At 69.8% G+C, this 16,096-nt stretch carries 15 protein-coding genes; 8 read left to right on the forward strand and 7 right to left on the reverse strand.

Annotated features, from left to right (window positions below; translation table 11 throughout):
- Positions 1–34: 34 nt before the first annotated feature.
- Both DEW08_RS09480 and DEW08_RS09485 read right to left on the reverse strand, forming a co-directional pair.
- On the reverse strand, positions 35–406 hold the full coding sequence (locus DEW08_RS09480) for an STAS domain-containing protein (protein ID WP_245986547.1): 372 nt from the start codon (positions 404–406) through the stop codon (positions 35–37).
- Between the two features lie 229 nt (positions 407–635).
- Positions 636–1,436, reverse strand: coding sequence for a hypothetical protein (locus DEW08_RS09485; protein ID WP_168220327.1), 801 nt, complete (start codon positions 1,434–1,436; stop codon positions 636–638).
- 413 nt (positions 1,437–1,849) lie between these two features.
- On the opposite strand from DEW08_RS09485, the gene DEW08_RS09490 reads away from it, so the two are divergent.
- Together DEW08_RS09490 and DEW08_RS09495 are read left to right on the forward strand one after the other, a co-directional pair.
- A complete protein-coding gene (locus DEW08_RS09490; RefSeq protein WP_109326554.1) occupies positions 1,850–2,272 on the forward strand; it encodes an HRDC domain-containing protein in 423 nt (140 codons plus the stop codon).
- A 200-nt stretch (positions 2,273–2,472) separates the two neighbouring features.
- Positions 2,473–2,760 (forward strand): hypothetical protein, encoded by a 288-nt coding sequence (locus tag DEW08_RS09495; RefSeq protein ID WP_109326555.1) that lies wholly within the window; start codon positions 2,473–2,475, stop codon positions 2,758–2,760.
- A gap of 21 nt (positions 2,761–2,781) precedes the next feature.
- Here DEW08_RS09495 and DEW08_RS09500 read toward each other — a convergent pair whose 3' ends face one another.
- Complete coding sequence (locus DEW08_RS09500; protein ID WP_109326556.1) at positions 2,782–3,258, reverse strand: PRC-barrel domain-containing protein; 477 nt, start codon at positions 3,256–3,258, stop codon at positions 2,782–2,784.
- Between the two features lie 484 nt (positions 3,259–3,742).
- On the opposite strand from DEW08_RS09500, the gene DEW08_RS09505 reads away from it, so the two are divergent.
- Positions 3,743–7,465 carry a vitamin B12-dependent ribonucleotide reductase gene (locus tag DEW08_RS09505; RefSeq protein WP_109326557.1) on the forward strand — a complete coding sequence of 1,241 codons (3,723 nt, stop codon included), beginning with the start codon at positions 3,743–3,745 and terminating at the stop codon, positions 7,463–7,465.
- Positions 7,466–7,631: 166 nt separating this feature from the next.
- On the opposite strand, the gene DEW08_RS09510 is transcribed toward DEW08_RS09505, so the two are convergent.
- The 3 genes from DEW08_RS09510 to DEW08_RS09520 form a co-directional block, all read right to left on the reverse strand.
- Positions 7,632–8,918: a methyl-accepting chemotaxis protein gene (locus DEW08_RS09510; RefSeq protein ID WP_109326558.1), complete on the reverse strand. Its 1,287-nt coding sequence runs from the start codon at positions 8,916–8,918 to the stop codon at positions 7,632–7,634.
- A 269-nt stretch (positions 8,919–9,187) separates the two neighbouring features.
- On the reverse strand, positions 9,188–10,201 hold the full coding sequence (locus tag DEW08_RS09515) for a DUF6352 family protein (protein ID WP_109326559.1): 1,014 nt from the start codon (positions 10,199–10,201) through the stop codon (positions 9,188–9,190).
- Between the two features lie 26 nt (positions 10,202–10,227).
- Positions 10,228–11,076 (reverse strand): alpha/beta fold hydrolase, encoded by an 849-nt coding sequence (locus tag DEW08_RS09520; RefSeq protein WP_245986548.1) that lies wholly within the window; start codon positions 11,074–11,076, stop codon positions 10,228–10,230.
- A 220-nt stretch (positions 11,077–11,296) separates the two neighbouring features.
- On the opposite strand from DEW08_RS09520, the gene DEW08_RS09525 reads away from it, so the two are divergent.
- The 4 genes from DEW08_RS09525 to DEW08_RS09540 all read left to right on the forward strand — a co-directional run bounded on the left by DEW08_RS09525 (position 11,297) and on the right by DEW08_RS09540 (position 14,124).
- Positions 11,297–11,896 carry a septal ring lytic transglycosylase RlpA family protein gene (locus DEW08_RS09525; RefSeq protein ID WP_109326563.1) on the forward strand — a complete coding sequence of 200 codons (600 nt, stop codon included), beginning with the start codon at positions 11,297–11,299 and terminating at the stop codon, positions 11,894–11,896.
- A gap of 494 nt (positions 11,897–12,390) precedes the next feature.
- Positions 12,391–12,840 carry a MaoC family dehydratase gene (locus DEW08_RS09530; RefSeq protein WP_109326564.1) on the forward strand — a complete coding sequence of 150 codons (450 nt, stop codon included), beginning with the start codon at positions 12,391–12,393 and terminating at the stop codon, positions 12,838–12,840.
- A 162-nt stretch (positions 12,841–13,002) separates the two neighbouring features.
- Positions 13,003–13,941 carry a bifunctional riboflavin kinase/FAD synthetase gene (locus DEW08_RS09535; protein WP_109326565.1) on the forward strand — a complete coding sequence of 313 codons (939 nt, stop codon included), beginning with the start codon at positions 13,003–13,005 and terminating at the stop codon, positions 13,939–13,941.
- A 3-nt stretch (positions 13,942–13,944) separates the two neighbouring features.
- Positions 13,945–14,124 carry a hypothetical protein gene (locus DEW08_RS09540; RefSeq protein ID WP_109326566.1) on the forward strand — a complete coding sequence of 60 codons (180 nt, stop codon included), beginning with the start codon at positions 13,945–13,947 and terminating at the stop codon, positions 14,122–14,124.
- A gap of 133 nt (positions 14,125–14,257) precedes the next feature.
- Here DEW08_RS09540 and DEW08_RS09545 read toward each other — a convergent pair whose 3' ends face one another.
- Entirely contained in the window at positions 14,258–15,421 is a 1,164-nt protein-coding gene (locus DEW08_RS09545) for an AI-2E family transporter (protein WP_109326567.1), read from the reverse strand.
- Positions 15,422–15,544: 123 nt separating this feature from the next.
- Between DEW08_RS09545 and DEW08_RS09550 the strand changes: the two genes are divergently transcribed.
- Positions 15,545–16,093, forward strand: a complete 549-nt coding sequence (locus DEW08_RS09550; protein ID WP_109326569.1) for a CreA family protein — start codon at positions 15,545–15,547, stop codon at positions 16,091–16,093.
- The last annotated feature ends 3 nt before the right edge of the window (positions 16,094–16,096 follow it).

Consider the following 16,096-nt stretch of genomic DNA (forward strand, 5'->3'; position numbering starts at 1 on the left):
GCTGGCCGCTCCGGTGGTCATGGCGGGCCGGCCGTCAGTCGTCGATGGAGAAGACCTTGTGGAACTTGGCGATGGTGATCAGCCGCTGCACCTCGTCGCGGGCGCCGCGCAGCGTGAACTGCAGGTTCCGCTTCTCCGCCGTATCCTTCGCGATAATGAACATGCCGAGCCCGGAGGAATCGACGAAGTCCAGGCCGGACAGGTCGAAGACGATCCGGTGCCCCGGCGGCCGTTCGAACGCGGCGATCACCGAGCGGAACGTGTCGTGGTCCGAATAGGTCATCCGGCCCTTCAGGCGGATTTCCGTGCTGTCCTGCGCATCGTGGACGCTGTAATCCATCCTGGTATTCCGCTGTTGTGCCGCATCATTGCGAATGATCTTCGCAGGAGCGGTCTGGTCGGTCATGAGCATCGTCGGCCGGCTGATCTTAGAATCCGGAGAGTTTCACTTTGATGACAAGGCAGTTGGCATTGCCCGACATTTGCCGCCTTATCACACGCGACAAGCGAACGATGCAAGTCCCGCTTCGCTGCGGCGCGGGATGTCAAGTATTTGCCTAAAATTACCGCAATAACGGATGCTGAACGGCCGGCCCGGATGATCGGCCGGGGCCGGCGTCCGCCAGGGCGGCCGGTCAGGGCAGGGCGGCGGACTCGGTGCGCGGGGCGGCGAGCGTGCCGGCGACTCCGGCCATCAGGGCGGCCGACCAGGCGGCGCGCGCCTCCTGGCAGCCGGCGGCGGCGGGCTGCGCGGTCATGGCCGGCCGCAGCACCGGCAGGCCCTGCGCGGCGGCCTGGGAGGCGGCCTGGGAGGCGGCTGCCGCCTCCCCCGCCTGCGCCGCCGGCGCCGGGTCGAGCAGCAGGACCGGGATCCCCGCGGCCTTCGCCCGCCCGGCGAATCGGGTGAGGGCGGGCAGGCCCGGCAGATCGCCCTCGTCCCGGCCGGCGGCCGGCGGGGCGGCCCCGGCCGGGACGAGGGCGCAGCTCCGGCCATACTGGATCGCCACCTGGTCGGGCAGGACGTCGCGTCCCTGCCACAGCCCGGCGAGCGCCAGCAGGGTCGCCTCGACGTCGCCGAGCCCGCTGCGCTCCCGTGCCAGCACCCCGCGGTCGACCAGCACCAGGGTCGGCTTCAGCCGCAGGATGCGGTCGAGCAGGGGCGTGAAGTCGGCGAACTCCCCCTGCGGATGGACGATGCGCAGGAACTGGAGCTGGTCCACCCCATGGCGTGCCGCGACCTCCGCCATGCCCGATTCGTCCAGCGTCCGGTCACGCAGGCCGCCGCCGCCGAGCGCCACCACCGTGACCGGCGCCGTCTGCCGCCCGGCCCGGTCCGCCATGTTGGCGATGCGGTTCAGGTTGAAGCGGACGAAGGCCTCCATCCGCATCTGGTGCGCCATCCAGAGGCCGCCACCCGCTGCCGCCAGCAGCAGCACGGCCAGCAGGCCGAGCGCGACCGGCCAGCGCCGGCGGTGCCGGGGGCCGGAGCGGGGGAGGGCGGCGGCTCCTCCGGAGCGAAGGGGCCGGGGGCTCTCAGCTCGGGAGGGCCCGGCCGGGGGGACGGGCCGGGGGCGGAGGACGAAGGTTCGGTCATCGGTGGCTCGCCACGGCAACGGCAGGGGGCAACAGCAGGGGGGCAACAGCAGGGGGCAGGGGCCGGCGGTCTGCGCGCCGGCCCTCCCGGCAACAACGCCCCCGGCGGCGTCCCGGCGCCCGGATCATTGGGGGTGGCCCCGCCTCCTTCGGCCCCGTCTCTTTCGGAGATCCCCGCGGATGGTCCTGATTTGCCGCGGTGGTGCCGCTTCGTGTAGGCTGCAACCAGCGAACGGCAGCCTGCGAGGACAGGGCGATGAGCAAGGAAGTCCGCACCTTCACGATTCCCGACGCGGCTGCGGAGGAGGCGCAGGCCCATCTGTCGGCCTTCCTGCGCACGGTGGAGGTCGAGCGAATCGACACCGCCTATGCCGACGGGGCGTGGCGGGTGCTGGTCCTCTTCCAGGACCTGAAGCGCAAGGAGGAGTCGCAGCAGATCGAGGCGGCGATCATCGGCGCGCTGAATGTCTGGCGCGACCGCACCGCCAATGCCCAGGGAACCACGCGCGACGCCGTGCTCGCCGACGATCTGGTGGCGGAGATCGCCCGCTTCGCCCCGACCACCGAGCATGAGCTGTCCATCATCATCGGCGCCCGCGACCAGTCCGTCGCCGTCGGCCAGCATGGCGGCGAGATCGTGCAGGTCGTCCGCTCGACCCTCGACCTGCTGATCGACTGAGCGTCTGTCCGCCTGTCCGGCAAAGGGTGGGGCACCGGGAAAAATCTGCCGCGTCCTATGCGGTTGGCACGGCCTTCGCGGCCGGCCGCCTCAACCAAAGGAAGCCGAAGCTCGACTTAAGCGAGCGTTCTGCGCATCCCTCCGCCGTGCCAGCATGAGCCCGATCCGAACAGGGCGTCATCGGCACGGCAGGACCAGTCTTGGCGACGCGTATTTCCCACCCCGGGCGGCTTCCGGCCTCCGCCGGCCAGCCCGCACAGCAGGAGGCGGCCGGGCAGACCGGAGAGCCCGCCTACACCACCCCCGACTATGCCTCCATCGCCCGGCAGTTCGCGGCGCTCAGCCATCATATGGCGGAGCGGGCACGGAAGACCGGCGACGGCCGGCTGCGCCATCTGGCCGAACGGTTCGGCCGGCGGGCGGACGAGATGATGGACGACCTCTGCCGTCCGGTCTCCCGTCCGCGGGCCGGCGCCGACGAGCGCTGACGAGCGCCTGCCGTCCGGCCGCTATTCCTTGGCACCCTCCTTGGTGGCGTCGCGCTGCGGGCCGCGGTTCAGCGAAGTCATGCTGTCGTCATAGCGGAACTCCGGCATGTCGCGCACGCTGGCCTGCGTCACGTCGCGCAGCTTCAGCGCGTTGTTGCCGGGATCGACCTCCACCAGCTTCATGTCCGCGGCGATGTCCTTGCCGCCGATGCCGAGGAAGCCGCCGCTGCGCACGACGATCAACTGCGCCTGGCCGTCCGGCCCCAGGATCACGTCGGTGACCTTGCCGATGGTCTGGTCGTCGGCGCCGACCACCGACTTGTTCATCAACTGCTCGACGCTCGGCGCGCCGCCGCTGCCCAGCGACGGGCTCAGCGACCCGCGCACCGGCGCGTTCTGCGCGTCCGGCACGGTGGCGTTGCCGGCCGGTGCCTGGGCCGCCGCGACGCCGGTCATCAGGGCGAAAGCCGACAGGGTCGCAATCAACATCTTGTGCATGACAGGGCTCCTTCCCGTGCGGTTGCAGCGGATCTAACCGCTGCGACGCCCGATGGTTGCATCCCGCCGGCGAGCCTCAGGCCGAGTCGTGCCGGTGCCGCCGGAGGTACCTCTCCCGAGTCGGGGGCTGTCGCGCATCTGGTGGGCCGGCGCCGCGGCAGCCGCTAAAGCTAGGGTTCTCCAGGCCTTCAGGCGTCGGCTCGGCCGACGGTCCGGACGGCGCGCCGGGCCTCCACGCCCTTGGGAAGTCTTTTTTCGGAGAGGGGCGGAACCGGCGGCGCCGCAACGGCGTTCACGAGCCAGGGCCTAGATTTTGGGACGTCAAGCAAGAAAGGAGCACAAGATGTAGATATCGAACTTGCCCCGCCCAGCCCTGGGTGTCTAGGATGCGCCCAACGTACAGGATCTAGCGTCCGGCGGCCAGCGAGAGCTGCGCCCTATCGCCCGCAGGTCCGGACTGCAGCCAGAGGGAGAGCGTTTCATCATGCGGATCCAGCGTCGTTTCACGATCGAGGGTCAGGATGCCTACGCGGCGATCGGCTTCCGCCGGGCCACCAGCGAGATCCGGAACCCCGATGGATCGGTGGTGTTTTCGCAGACCGACATCGAAGTGCCGGAGAACTTCAGCCAGGTCGCCAGCGACATCCTGGCCCAGAAGTATTTCCGCAAGGCCGGCGTTCCCGCAGCCCTTCGCAGCGTCGAGGAGAACACCGTTCCCTCCTGGCTGTGGCGCAAGGAAGCCGACCAGGAGGCGCTGGCGGCCCTGCCGAAGGAGAAGCGCTACGTCGGCGAGCAGTCCGCCAAGCAGGTCTTCGACCGGCTGGCCGGCACCTGGACCTATTGGGGCTGGAAGGGCGGCTATTTCGATACCGAGGCCGACGCCCGCGCCTTCAACGACGAGCTGCGCTTCATGCTGGCCGCCCAGATGGCGGCGCCGAACAGCCCGCAGTGGTTCAACACCGGCCTGCACTGGGCCTACGGCATCGACGGCCCCAGCCAGGGCCACTTCTACGTCGATTTCAAGACCGGCCTGCTGACCTCCTCGGCCTCGGCCTACGAGCACCCGCAGCCGCACGCCTGCTTCATCCAGTCCGTCGCCGACGACCTCGTCAACGAGGGCGGCATCATGGACCTGTGGGTGCGCGAGGCGCGCCTGTTCAAGTACGGCTCGGGCACCGGCTCCAACTTCTCCCGCCTGCGCGGCGAGGGTGAGAAGCTGGCCGGCGGCGGCAAGTCGTCGGGCCTGATGAGCTTCCTGAAGATCGGCGACCGCGCGGCCGGCGCCATCAAGTCGGGCGGCACCACCCGCCGGGCGGCCAAGATGGTCACGGTGGACATGGACCACCCGGACATCGAGGCCTACATCGACTGGAAGGTGACCGAGGAGCAGAAGGTCGCCGCCCTGGTGACCGGCTCCAAGGTCTGCCAGAAGCACCTGACGGCCGTCATGGCCGCGGCGCAGTCCGGCACCGACCCGAAGGAGAACAAGGAGCTCAAGAAGGCGATCCTCGCCGCCCGCCGCGACCAGGTGTCGGAGAACTACATCCAGCGCGTGGTCCAGTTCGCGTCGCAGGGCTTCAAGAGCATCGAGTTCAAGACCTACAACACCGACTGGGATTCCGAAGCCTACCTGACGGTGGCCGGCCAGAACTCCAACAACTCCGTGCGCGTGTCGAACGACTTCGTGCAGGCGGTGCTGGACGACGCCGACTGGAACCTGATCGCCCGCACCACCGGCAAGGTCCACAAGACCGTCCGCGCCCGCGACCTGTGGGAGAAGGTCGGCTATGCCGCCTGGGCCTGCGCCGATCCGGGCGTGCAGTTCGACACCACCATCAACGAGTGGCACACCTGCCCGGCCTCGGGGCGCATCAACGCCTCGAACCCGTGCTCGGAGTACATGTTCCTCGACGACACGGCCTGCAACCTCGCCTCGCTGAACCTGATGTCGTTCCGCCGCAAGGACGGGTCCTTCGACGTCGAGGCGTTCGAGCATGCCTGCCGCCTGTGGACCGTCGTGCTGGAAATCTCCGTGCTGATGGCGCAGTTCCCCTCGAAGGAGATCGCCCAGCTCTCCTACGAGTTCCGCACGCTCGGCCTCGGCTTCGCCAACCTCGGCGGCCTGCTGATGGCGTCGGGCCTGCCCTACGACTCCGACGAGGGCCGCGCCTACTGCGCCGGCATCTCCGCCGTCATGACCGGCGTCGCCTACGCCACCTCGGCCGAGATGGCGCAGGAGCTGGGGGCCTTCCCCGGCTATGAGGCGAACCGCGACCACATGCTGCGGGTCATCCGCAACCACCGCCGCGCCGCCAACGGCGAGATGGACGGCTACGAGGCGCTGACCGTCAGGCCGGTGCCCTTCGTCGCCGACCTCTGCCCGGACCAGGAGCTGGCGCTGGCCGCCGTGCGGGTGTGGGACGAGGCGCTGGAGCTGGGCGAGGTCCACGGCTTCCGCAACGCCCAGGCCACCGTCGTCGCCCCGACCGGCACCATCGGCCTGGTCATGGACTGCGACACCACCGGCATCGAGCCGGACTTCGCCCTGGTGAAGTTCAAGAAGCTGGCCGGCGGCGGCTACTTCAAGATCGTCAACCGGCTGGTGCCGGAGGCGCTGAAGACGCTCGGCTACACGCCGGAGCAGATCAAGGAGATCGAGCTCTACGCGGTCGGCCACGGCACGCTGCGCAACGCCCCAGGCATCGACCATGCCGCGCTGAAGGCCAAGGGCTTCACCGACGAGGTGCTGGAGAAGCTGGAGGGCAGCCTCGCCACCGCCTTCGACATCAAGTTCGTCTTCAACAAGTGGACGATCGGCGCCGCCTTCTGCGTCGAGACGCTGGGCATCCCGGCCGAGACGCTGGACGCGCCGGGCTTCGACCTGCTGTCGCACCTGGGCTTCGCCAAGGCCGACATCGAGGCGGCGAACACCTTCTGCTGCGGCGCCATGACGCTGGAGGGCGCTCCCTACCTGCGCGAGGAGCATCTGCCGGTCTTCGACTGTGCCAACCCCTGCGGCCGCATCGGCAAGCGCTACCTGTCCTGGGCCAGCCACATCACCATGATGGCCGCCGCCCAGCCCTTCATCTCCGGCGCCATCTCCAAGACCATCAACATGCCGAACGCGGCGACGGTCGACGAGTGCAAGGACGCCTACCTGATGTCCTGGCGCCTGGGCCTGAAGGCCAATGCGCTCTACCGCGACGGCTCCAAGCTCAGCCAGCCGCTGCAGGCCGCGGTGCTGGACGACGAGGACGGCGAGACCGCCGAGGCGATCGCCGAGGCCGGCACCGCCGCCCGCACCCAGATCGTGTCCGAGCGCATCGTCGAGAAGGTGGTCGAGAAGATCATCGAGCGGAAGGCCTCCTCCCGCGAGCGCCTGCCGCACCGCCGCAAGGGCTATACCCAGAAGGCGATCGTCGGCGGCCACAAGGTCTATCTGCGCACCGGCGAGTATGAGGACGGCCGGCTGGGCGAGATCTTCATCGACATGCACAAGGAGGGTGCGGCCTTCCGGTCGCTGATGAACAACTTCGCCATCGCGGTGTCGATCGGCCTGCAGTACGGCGTGCCGCTCGAGGAGTTCGTGGAGGCCTTCACCTTCACCCGCTTCGAGCCGTCGGGCATGGTCAGCGGCAACGACACCATCAAGATGGCGACCTCGGTCATCGACTACATCTTCCGCGAGATCGCCATCTCCTACCTCGGCCGCAGCGACCTCGCCCATGCCACGCCGGAGGACCTGATCCCCTTCACCGTCGGCACGGGCGACCGCCAGGGCGACCTGCCGGCCGACACGGTGCAGCCGTCGGACATCGTCCGCAAGGTGACCTCCACCGGCTATGTCCGCAACAACCTGAACCTGCGCGTCTTCGACGGCGGTCAGGCCCAGCGGGTGTCGGCCGCCCAGGCCCTGCTCGCCACCGGCACCGACGGCGTCGCCGCCACGGCCACCGCCTCGGCCAGCGCCGTCGCGGCCAGCCCGGCGGTCTCCACCGCCACGGCGGTCGGGGTGGCCACCGCCTCCTCGGTGACGGGCACGGCCTATGGCGGCAGCACGAGCGACCAGCGCTTCGACCGCATCCGCGAGGCCCGCGCCCGCGGCTATGAGGGCGATCCCTGCGGCGAGTGCGGGAACATGACCCTGGTGCGCAACGGCACCTGCCTGAAGTGCGACAGCTGCGGTTCGACCACCGGCTGCAGCTGATCAGGGCAAGCGAGATCGGCCGGGGCCTCGGCTCCGGCCGGAAAGGGCATGCGGCGGCGGACGGGCGCCTCCGCCGCATGAGCCGGCCCATCCCCGGCGCAGCAGAAAAGGGCACGGCGAAAGCCGTGCCCTTTGTCTGTTCGCGGGGGGGCGGAGGTGACGCGGGTCAGCCGGCCCGCACGCTCGACAGGAAGCTGCTGACCTCGCTCCGCAGCCGGTCGGCGTTCTGCGACAGGGTGCCCGCGGTCGCCAGCAGCGAGTCGGCGGACCGCCCGGTGTTGGCGGCGGAGTGGCTGACGCTGTCGATGGTGTTGGACACGCCGCGGGTGGCCTGCGCCGCCGCCTGCACGTTGCGGGCGATCTCCTGGGTGGTGGCGCCCTGCTCCTCGATGGCGGCGGCGATGCCGGACGAGATCTGGCGCACCTGGTCGATCACCGTGCCGATGCTCTTGATCGCCTCGACCGTGCGCCGGGTTTCCTCCTGCACGGCGGTGATCTGGGTGCTGATCTCCTCGGTCGCCTTGGCGGTCTGGTTGGCGAGGCTCTTGACTTCGTTGGCGACCACGGCGAAGCCCTTGCCCGCCTCGCCGGCCCGCGCCGCCTCGATGGTGGCGTTCAGCGCCAGCAGGTTGGTCTGGCTGGCGATGTCGTTGATCAGCTTGATCACCTCGCTGATCTTGGCGGCCGCGGCGGCGAGGCCGACGACCATCGTGTTGGTCCGCGCCGTCTCGTCGGAGGCGGTGGCCGACACGCGGGCCGCCTCGGTGACCTGCCGGCTGATCTCGGAAATCGAGGCCGACAGCTCCTCGGCGGCGGCGGCGACCGTCTGCACGTTGGTCGTCGCCTGGCTCGCGGCATTCGCGACGCTCTGGGTCTGCTCCGCCGCCTCGCGGGCCGAGGACGACATCACCTGGACCGACTCCCTCATCTCCGTGGTGGAGCCGGACACCATCTGCACGACGTTCATCACGTTGGCCTCGAAGCGGGAGGCCAGGGCGGCCAGCTGGTCCTTCTTCTCCTGCTCCGCCATCTTCTGGTCATGGATGTCGATGAGGGAGCCGCAGGCCCGCTGGGCCGTGCCCGACGAATCGCGGGCGACGCCGCCGATGGCGCGGAACCAGCGGTAGGTGCCGTTCTTCATGCGCAGCCGGTAGGCGACGTCGTAGTTGGTGCGCCCGCTGCGGTCGGCGAGGCAGGCGCCGAACGCCGCGAAGGTGGGCTGCACGTCGTCCGGATGCAGCCGGTCGGCCCAGGACGCCATCACGTCGGGAAAGTCCGATGGGTTTTCGAAGCCGACGAGGCGGCGGAACTCGGCCGACCAGCGCCAGCTGCTCTGCGGATGGGCGGGGTCGCCGTTGTGCAGCTTGGCATCCCACAGGCCGACGCCGGCATGGCGGTTCAGCAGGGCCAGCAATTCGGAGTCGCCGTTGTTCTTGTCGCGGGAAAAAAACATGGTCCATTTCCTCCCATTGTCGGAACCGCGCGGCCCGCGTCCGGACGGCGACCGATGCATTGCCGGGAGGACCGCGGCGCCTTGCCGGCGGTTCACGGGACCCGGGTTGCATTCTTTGCTACGGAGCGGGCTGGATCAAATAATCGGATGAGTTCCGGATGTGTTGCAGTGCGGCCGGGTTGCGCCGCGGCAGGCGCCGCGGCTCTGTCCCAAGACGAGACATGGCCTTGATGGTGTGACGGAAATATTGAAGAGACATGAACGCGGCGTCACACCCGGTCCGCCAGCGGCAGGTTGACCAGCAGGTTCTGCGGCTTCAGCTTCAGCAGCCGCTTGTCCGTCATCGCCAGCCCGAGATAGACCGGCCGGCCGGCGAGGTCGGGGCGCATGTCGGCGGGATCGGCGAACTCCAGCCGGAACAGGGCGAGGATGCGGGCCAGCCGCTCCTGCCCGACCTCCACGCCGTTGTAGAGGTCGTTCATGATGGCCGTCGCCTCGCCGTCGAGCCCGACATGCCAGACCCAGCGGTCGTCGCGGATCTGCTGCACCGGCTGGATCGACACCGTGACGCCGAGGAAATGCGCCACCCAGCCCTCCAGCACGCGGGCGAGCGCGTCGAGCCCGGCGGCGGCGAAGGTGACGTCCAGCACCGTGTCGTGGCGCTGGTCGCGCTCCCAATAGGCGGGGTGGTTGGTCTCGTCGAGGATGTCCAGCTCGACCTGCCGCGGCGCGGTGCCGGCCTCGACCACCAGCCGGCCCAGGCTGCCGAAGCCGCCGGTGGCGGCCATCATCTCCACCGTCTCGCGGTCGGCCAGCCGCACCCGCCCGTCATCCACCGACACGGTCTGTTCGCGGAACAGCAGCTCGCCGGCGCGGGCGCGCAGGCCGGACGGCGTCCCGTCCAGGAGGCCGCGGACGATGGCATGGACGAGCTGGTCGACGAACAGGCCCGGCACCCCGCGCACCCCCTCGCGGAACAGGCGCAGATAGCAGCCCTCCAGCGTGCCGGCGGCCAGCAGGCGGTCGCGGAAGGCGAGCCAGACCCGCCAGTTGTCGCGGGCGTCGGGATCGGCCAGCACCTCCACCAGCGCGTCGGGCACCGGGCGGCCGGGGTCCTCCATCAGGCCGGCATGCAGCGTCCGCTCGGCCGGGCAGGCCTCTTCGGGCGGGCGCATCTCCGGACGCAGCAGATAGGCGCGCAGGAAGTCCGGCGTGACCGCCAGATGCCCCTGGGCATCGCGCTCCAGCAGATGGTAACCGGACTCTCTCCAGAAATCGGGCATGGCGGGGACCTGTCGGGGACGGAGTGCTATCGGGCGGCGGCCGGCACCGGGGCGGGCACGGTCCTGGCGAGGAAGGCGTCGATGTCCGCCCAGACCCGGTCGCGGATGGCGTCGCGCTCCATCAGAAGCTCGTGCTTCGCGTCGGGATAGTCCAGCACGGTCATGGCCGGCATCCGCCGCGCCACGGCCCAGTGGGCGGCGGCCTTCACCACCCGGTCGCCGGGGGCGCTCAGCAGCAGCACCGGGGTCTTCACCTGGGCGAGCGGCAGGGTGTTCTGCACCAGGTCCGACGCGCGCAGCGCCGCCCGCACCCAGCCGAAGCTGACGCCGCCGACGCGCAGTTCCGGCCGCTCGCGGAAGGGCGTGTGGAAGGCGGCGTAGCGCCCGGGGTCGGAGGTGATGGAGTTGTCCGGCCGGAACTCGCCTTCCGCCGGGTCGTAGTCGTGCTGGCCGAAGGCGTAACGCTCCCCCCGGCCCATCCGGCAGAACAGCCGCGCCAGCACCCGCACCGCGGAGCGGGGCAGGGGGGCGGTGGCGATGTCGTACATCGGGGCCGACAGCACCGCGGCGGCATAGCGGTCGGGGCGGCGGGCCAGCAGCAGCGTCGCCGCCATGCCGCCCATGGAATGGGCCATCAGCAACACCGGCCGGTCGCCGGCGCGCGGCACCACCGCCTGGGCATGCACCTGGTCGAGGTCGTCGGCCAGCGTCGAGAAATCGTTCAGATGATGGATCTGCGGGTTGGCCAGCGGGCGGTCCGACAATCCCTGGTTTCGCCAGTCGAAGGCGACCACCTGAAAGCCCCGCTCCACCAGGGCCGACGCGGTCTCCGCGTATTTCTCGATGAACTCTGCTCTTCCGGTTGCCAGAAGCACGGTACCCCGTATTGTTCCATGCCCTGTCCAACAGGCAGAGCGCAGCCTCGTGCCGTCGCTCAGTCTCAGCCAGTCAAACTGCTGTGGCAGCATGGATTTCCTCGTCACTTGGCCTTTCGGATGGCGAACGGAACACGCCCTCGGGATCATCTCTACCACGACGGCCGGCGGAACTCCTGACGAATTTCATCGTTTCCTGCCTCCGTGAGGAGGTGAAGACATGAAGTCATTCTTTTTGGTGAACACGCCCCGGATTACGGCCCGCATCCTCGTTGCGGCCCTGTGCGCCCTGCCGCTCGCCACGCCCGCGCTGGCGAAGGACAAGGCGCGCACCCCGGCCCTCAAGGTGGAACGCGCGAACGGCGAGCCGGTCATCGTGCACCAGGGGAAGGCGTCCTTCTACGGCGGCAAGTTCCACGGCCGCAAGACGGCCAGTGGCGAGCGCATGAACCAGAACAAGCGCACCGCCGCCTCCCGCGTGCTGCCGCTCGGCACCAAGGCGACGGTGACGAACCAGGAGAACGGCAAGAGCGTCGAGGTCATCGTCAACGACCGCGGCCCCTATGTCGGCGGCCGGGTGATCGACCTGTCGCGCAAGGCCGCCCACGACCTCGGCATGGTCGAGGACGGCGTGGTGCCGGTGCGGGTGGAGGCCAAGCCCTCCGAGCAGCCCACCGAGGAGGTGAAGGAGAAGGTGGAGGCCAAGGCCGTCGCCACCGACCCGCGCGCCGCCGCCAGCCGGCCGGTCCAGGTGGCGGAGCGCCCCGATGAGTCCTCCGGCGGATCGCGCGGCGGCAGGGGCGCGGCGGGTGACCGCTGACCCGGTCCCGCGGGGGGCGTCTTCCGTCGGCGCTCCCCGGCGGGGGCCTCCGAGTCGCTGCCCGCGGCAGCCGCCGCCGCTTCCCGGCCTTATAACCGTCACGCGCTTGTTATCGAACCGCAACGATCCATCTTCGCTGGAGGTTTGCTGCACCGCGTCGGCACCGCCGCCGCGGGACCTCCGGGCCGGCCGGAGGCGGTGTCGGAGATACGGCTTTGCCCAGGCTAAGTCGCTGTGAGCTATGAGATTCGGCCCCCCGGCGCAAAGCTGGAAGTAACCGCGGGCGACCGCCGTGGTTTGCTTCGTAAACATAACGTTGCCCGGCGTGTCCGATAACCGTACGGCCGTTTTCACCGTTGCTTCGCGGTCTTAGGGATTTCTTTGCTTTTTTGCGGGACTCGTGGTGCCATGAAGTCGTTGCGGTGCACATATTGCGCCGCATCATGGTCAGGTCTGCGCCTGGGATCGGCGCCGGAGAGCGAAGGAAGCGTGTGATGGACGATGTTCGTCAGGTCCACAAGGACACCGAGGGCTACTGCATCGAGGATCTCGCCGTCGGCATGACGGCCTCCTTCGCCAAGACGGTGACGGAAGCGGACATCGTGCTGTTCGCCGGCATCTCCGGCGACACCAACCCGGTCCACCTGAACCAGGAATATGCCAGCGGCACCATGTTCGGCGGCCGCATCGCCCATGGCATGCTGACCGTCGGCTTCATCTCGGCCGTGCTCGGCACCCGCCTGCCGGGCCCGGGCTGCATCTACATGACGCAGAACCTGAAGTTCAAGGCCCCGGTCCGCGCCGGCGACACCGTCACCGCCCGCGCCACGGTGACCGAGCTGGTCCCGGAAAAGCGCCGCGTCGTCATGAAGACCGTCTGCACCGTCGGCGACACCGTCGTGGTGGAAGGCGAGGCGCTGCTGATGGTGCCCTCCCGCGGCTGACCCGGCGGCCGGCCGCAAGGCCGACCCGGCAAACCCGTCCCGGCGCGTTTACCCCGCGCCGCCTCCGTTCTATATAGTCGCCCGAGGCGGCGGACCGGCCAACGGTCCGCCGGGTCCAGCGTCCGGCCGGGCAACCGCCGGACGCCCAGCATCGGGGCGCGCATGCGACTGTACAGACACACCGCCGACCTGCCGGCCGAGGCCCGCGGAGCCATCGTGGCGCTCGGCAATTTCGACGGCGTGCATCACGGGCACCAGGCGGTGATCGGCACCGCCAAGGCGCTGGCGCGCGAGATCGGCGGCCCGTCGACCGTGATGACCTTCGAGCCGCATCCGCGCAGCGTCTTCCGCCCCGACGACCCGCCCTTCCGCCTGACCCCCTTCCGCGTCAAGGCCCGCCATGTCGAAGAGCTGGCGGTGGACCAGCTCGTCGTCTGCCATTTCGACGACAGCTTCCTGCACCAGACCGCCGAGGCCTTCGTGGAGGAGGTGCTGGTCAAGGGGCTGGGCGTGCGCCACGTCGTCTGCGGCTACGACTTCCTGTTCGGCCACAAGCGCGCCGGCAACCCGGCCCTGCTGGCCCGCATGGGCGTGCTGCACGGCTTCGGGATGACCGAGGTCGGGCCGGTCGCCGATCCGCAGGGCGGCATCTACTCCTCCACCCGCGTGCGCGAGGCGCTGGCCGCCGCCCGCCCGCGCGAGGCCGCCCATGTCCTTGGCCGCGCCTGGGAGATCGAGGGGCGCGTCCTGCACGGCGACAAGCGGGGCCGCACCATCGGCTTCCCCACCGCCAACCTGGAGCTCGGCGAGTATCTGCGCCCGGCCTTCGGCGTCTATGCCGTGCGTGCCGGGGTGGACCGCGGCGCCGCGACGGTCTGGCACAAGGGGGTGGCCAACCTCGGCGCCCGCCCGACCGTCGGCGGCAGCGTCGAGCGGCTGGAGGCCCATCTCTTCGACATGAGCGAGGACCTCTACGGCCAGCACCTGCGGGTGCAGCTCATCGAGTTCCTGCGGCCGGAGCGCAAGTTCGCCGGCTTCGACGAGCTGAAGCAGCAGATCGGGCGCGACGCCGCCGACGCCCGCCGCATCCTGGAGGGCTGAGCGATGGAGCGCGTGATCATGCTGCTGTTCCTGCTGAACCAGGGCGGCCCGACGACCATCGAGTTCGCCAGCCTGGAGCAGTGCCGCGCCGCCGAGCCGGTGATCGCCAGGAACTACCGCGAGATGACCGGCAACCCGGTGCTGTCCCGCTGCATCGTCCTGCCCCTCCCGGCGAAGAAGTAGGGGATCGGCGTTCCCGCCGGCGCCGGGGAAACTCTTGCGCTTGGCCGGAATGGTCCGCCGGCTCAGGCCCGACCGGAACCCCGGAACCCCGATGCGGGCATAGCCCCGCCGGGTCTTCCGGGCCCGGTCCGCCTCAATGTCCCAGCAGGGCGCCCACCGGCTTCAGCGGCTCGTGGGCGTCGAACAGGATCTTCAGGATCGCCAGGATCGGCACGGCCAGCAGCGCGCCGGGGATCCCCCACAGCCAGCCCCAGAACAGGATCGACACGAAGACGGCGATGGGGTTCAGCGACAGGCGGCGGCCGACGATCATCGGGGTCAGGAAATTGCCCTCCAGCGTCGTCAGCGCCACGAAGGACAGCGGCGGCAGCACGATCGCCAGCAGCCCGTCGAAGGTCATCAGCGACACCAGGAAGAACACTCCGGTCATCACCGCCGGCCCGATGAAGGGGATGTAGTTGATCAGCATGACCATCACCCCCCACAGCGCCGGGTTCGGCAGACCCCACATCCACATGACGAGGCCGGTCGCCAGCCCCAGCACCGCGTTGATGACGGTGATGGTCAGCAGATAGGCCGCGATGTTCTGCTGCACCGTCGCGGCGACCATGGCGTAGTGCACGCGGTCGTCGACGTTGCGCATGGTGCCGATCAGCGCCTCCAGGCTCTGCCGGCCGCGGGCCAGGAAGAAATAGAGCAGCACCTGCAGGATCACCACGTTGGCGATCACCGCCTCGACCTGCCGCATCGCCTGCTCGACCAGCGAGGGGCCGCGCAGCACCACCTCGCGCACCGGGCCGTTGGGGTCGCCGGCGCTGCTGCTGGCGATCTGCTCGATCTGGCGCGAGGCCTCGCGGGCGCGCTGGATGCCCTCGCGCAGGTCACCCAGCTTGAACTCCAGCTCGTGCATCACCCGCGGCATGCGGTTGACCCAGTCGGCCGCCGGACCCGACAGGGTATAGACGGCGAGCAGCCCCAACCCGAAGACCGCGATCACCATGATCGCCGCCCCCAGGCTCTCCGGGATGCCGATCCGGTAGAGCCCGCGCACCAGCGGCCGCAGCAGGAAGCTGAGGATCAGCGCCAGCATGATCGGCAGCAGCACGTCGCGCCCGAAATGCAGCGTGAACAGGATGGCGATGACGAACAGCCCGACCGTCGCCACGCGGGCGGGATCGCGCCGGTGGGCGGGGGCGGGCAACGGATCGGTCGCGGGTTCGGGCGTGCCGGCGGCCGGCGGAAGCGGGCTGCCGCTCTGGGCGGGGGAGAGGCGGGCGGCGGGGGTGCGGTCGATCATCGCGCGGCAAGCGGCTCCCGGGACGGCATGCTTGACTGGCGCAGGCAGCCGCCCGATCTAGGGGGTGGTCCGGACCCGCGCCCCGCGGCCGTGCCGGCCAGTGACGACCGGAGAGCCTGTTCGATGCGATCTCGTGCGAAGCGCAGCCCGTCTGCCTGGATGAACGTCTGCAGGGGCCTGTTGGTTCTCGGCCTTGCCCTGATGCCCACCCTGGCGCCCATGGGGGCAGCCCGGGCGGCGGACGGGGTGGTCGGCCGCTTCTCCAACGACTGGACCGGCAACGGGCTGGAGGTCCAGGCCGTCGAGGATCCCAAGGTGAAGGGCGTCACCTGCCATCTGGTGGATTTCGACCGCAGCGTCATCGACCGGCTGACCAAGGGCAACTGGTTCGAGGACCCGTCCAACGCCTCCATCTCCTGCCGCCGCACCGGGCCGCTGACCATCGGCGACATCGAGCTGTCGCAGAAGGGGGAGGAGGTCTTCTCCGAACGCAAGAGCCTGATCTTCAAGTCGATCGCCATCCGGCGCATCTACGACCGGGCGAACGACACGCTGGTCTATGTGGTCTACAGCCGTCAGGTGAAGGACGCCTCGGCCAAGATGTCGATCTCGACCGTGCCGCTCTACGACGCCAACCCGCAATGGACCAAGGGCAAGCCGGCGGCGAAGTGACCG

Origin of the sequence: Azospirillum thermophilum (genome assembly GCF_003130795.1) — a bacterium.
Lineage (GTDB): Bacteria > Pseudomonadota > Alphaproteobacteria > Azospirillales > Azospirillaceae > Azospirillum > Azospirillum thermophilum.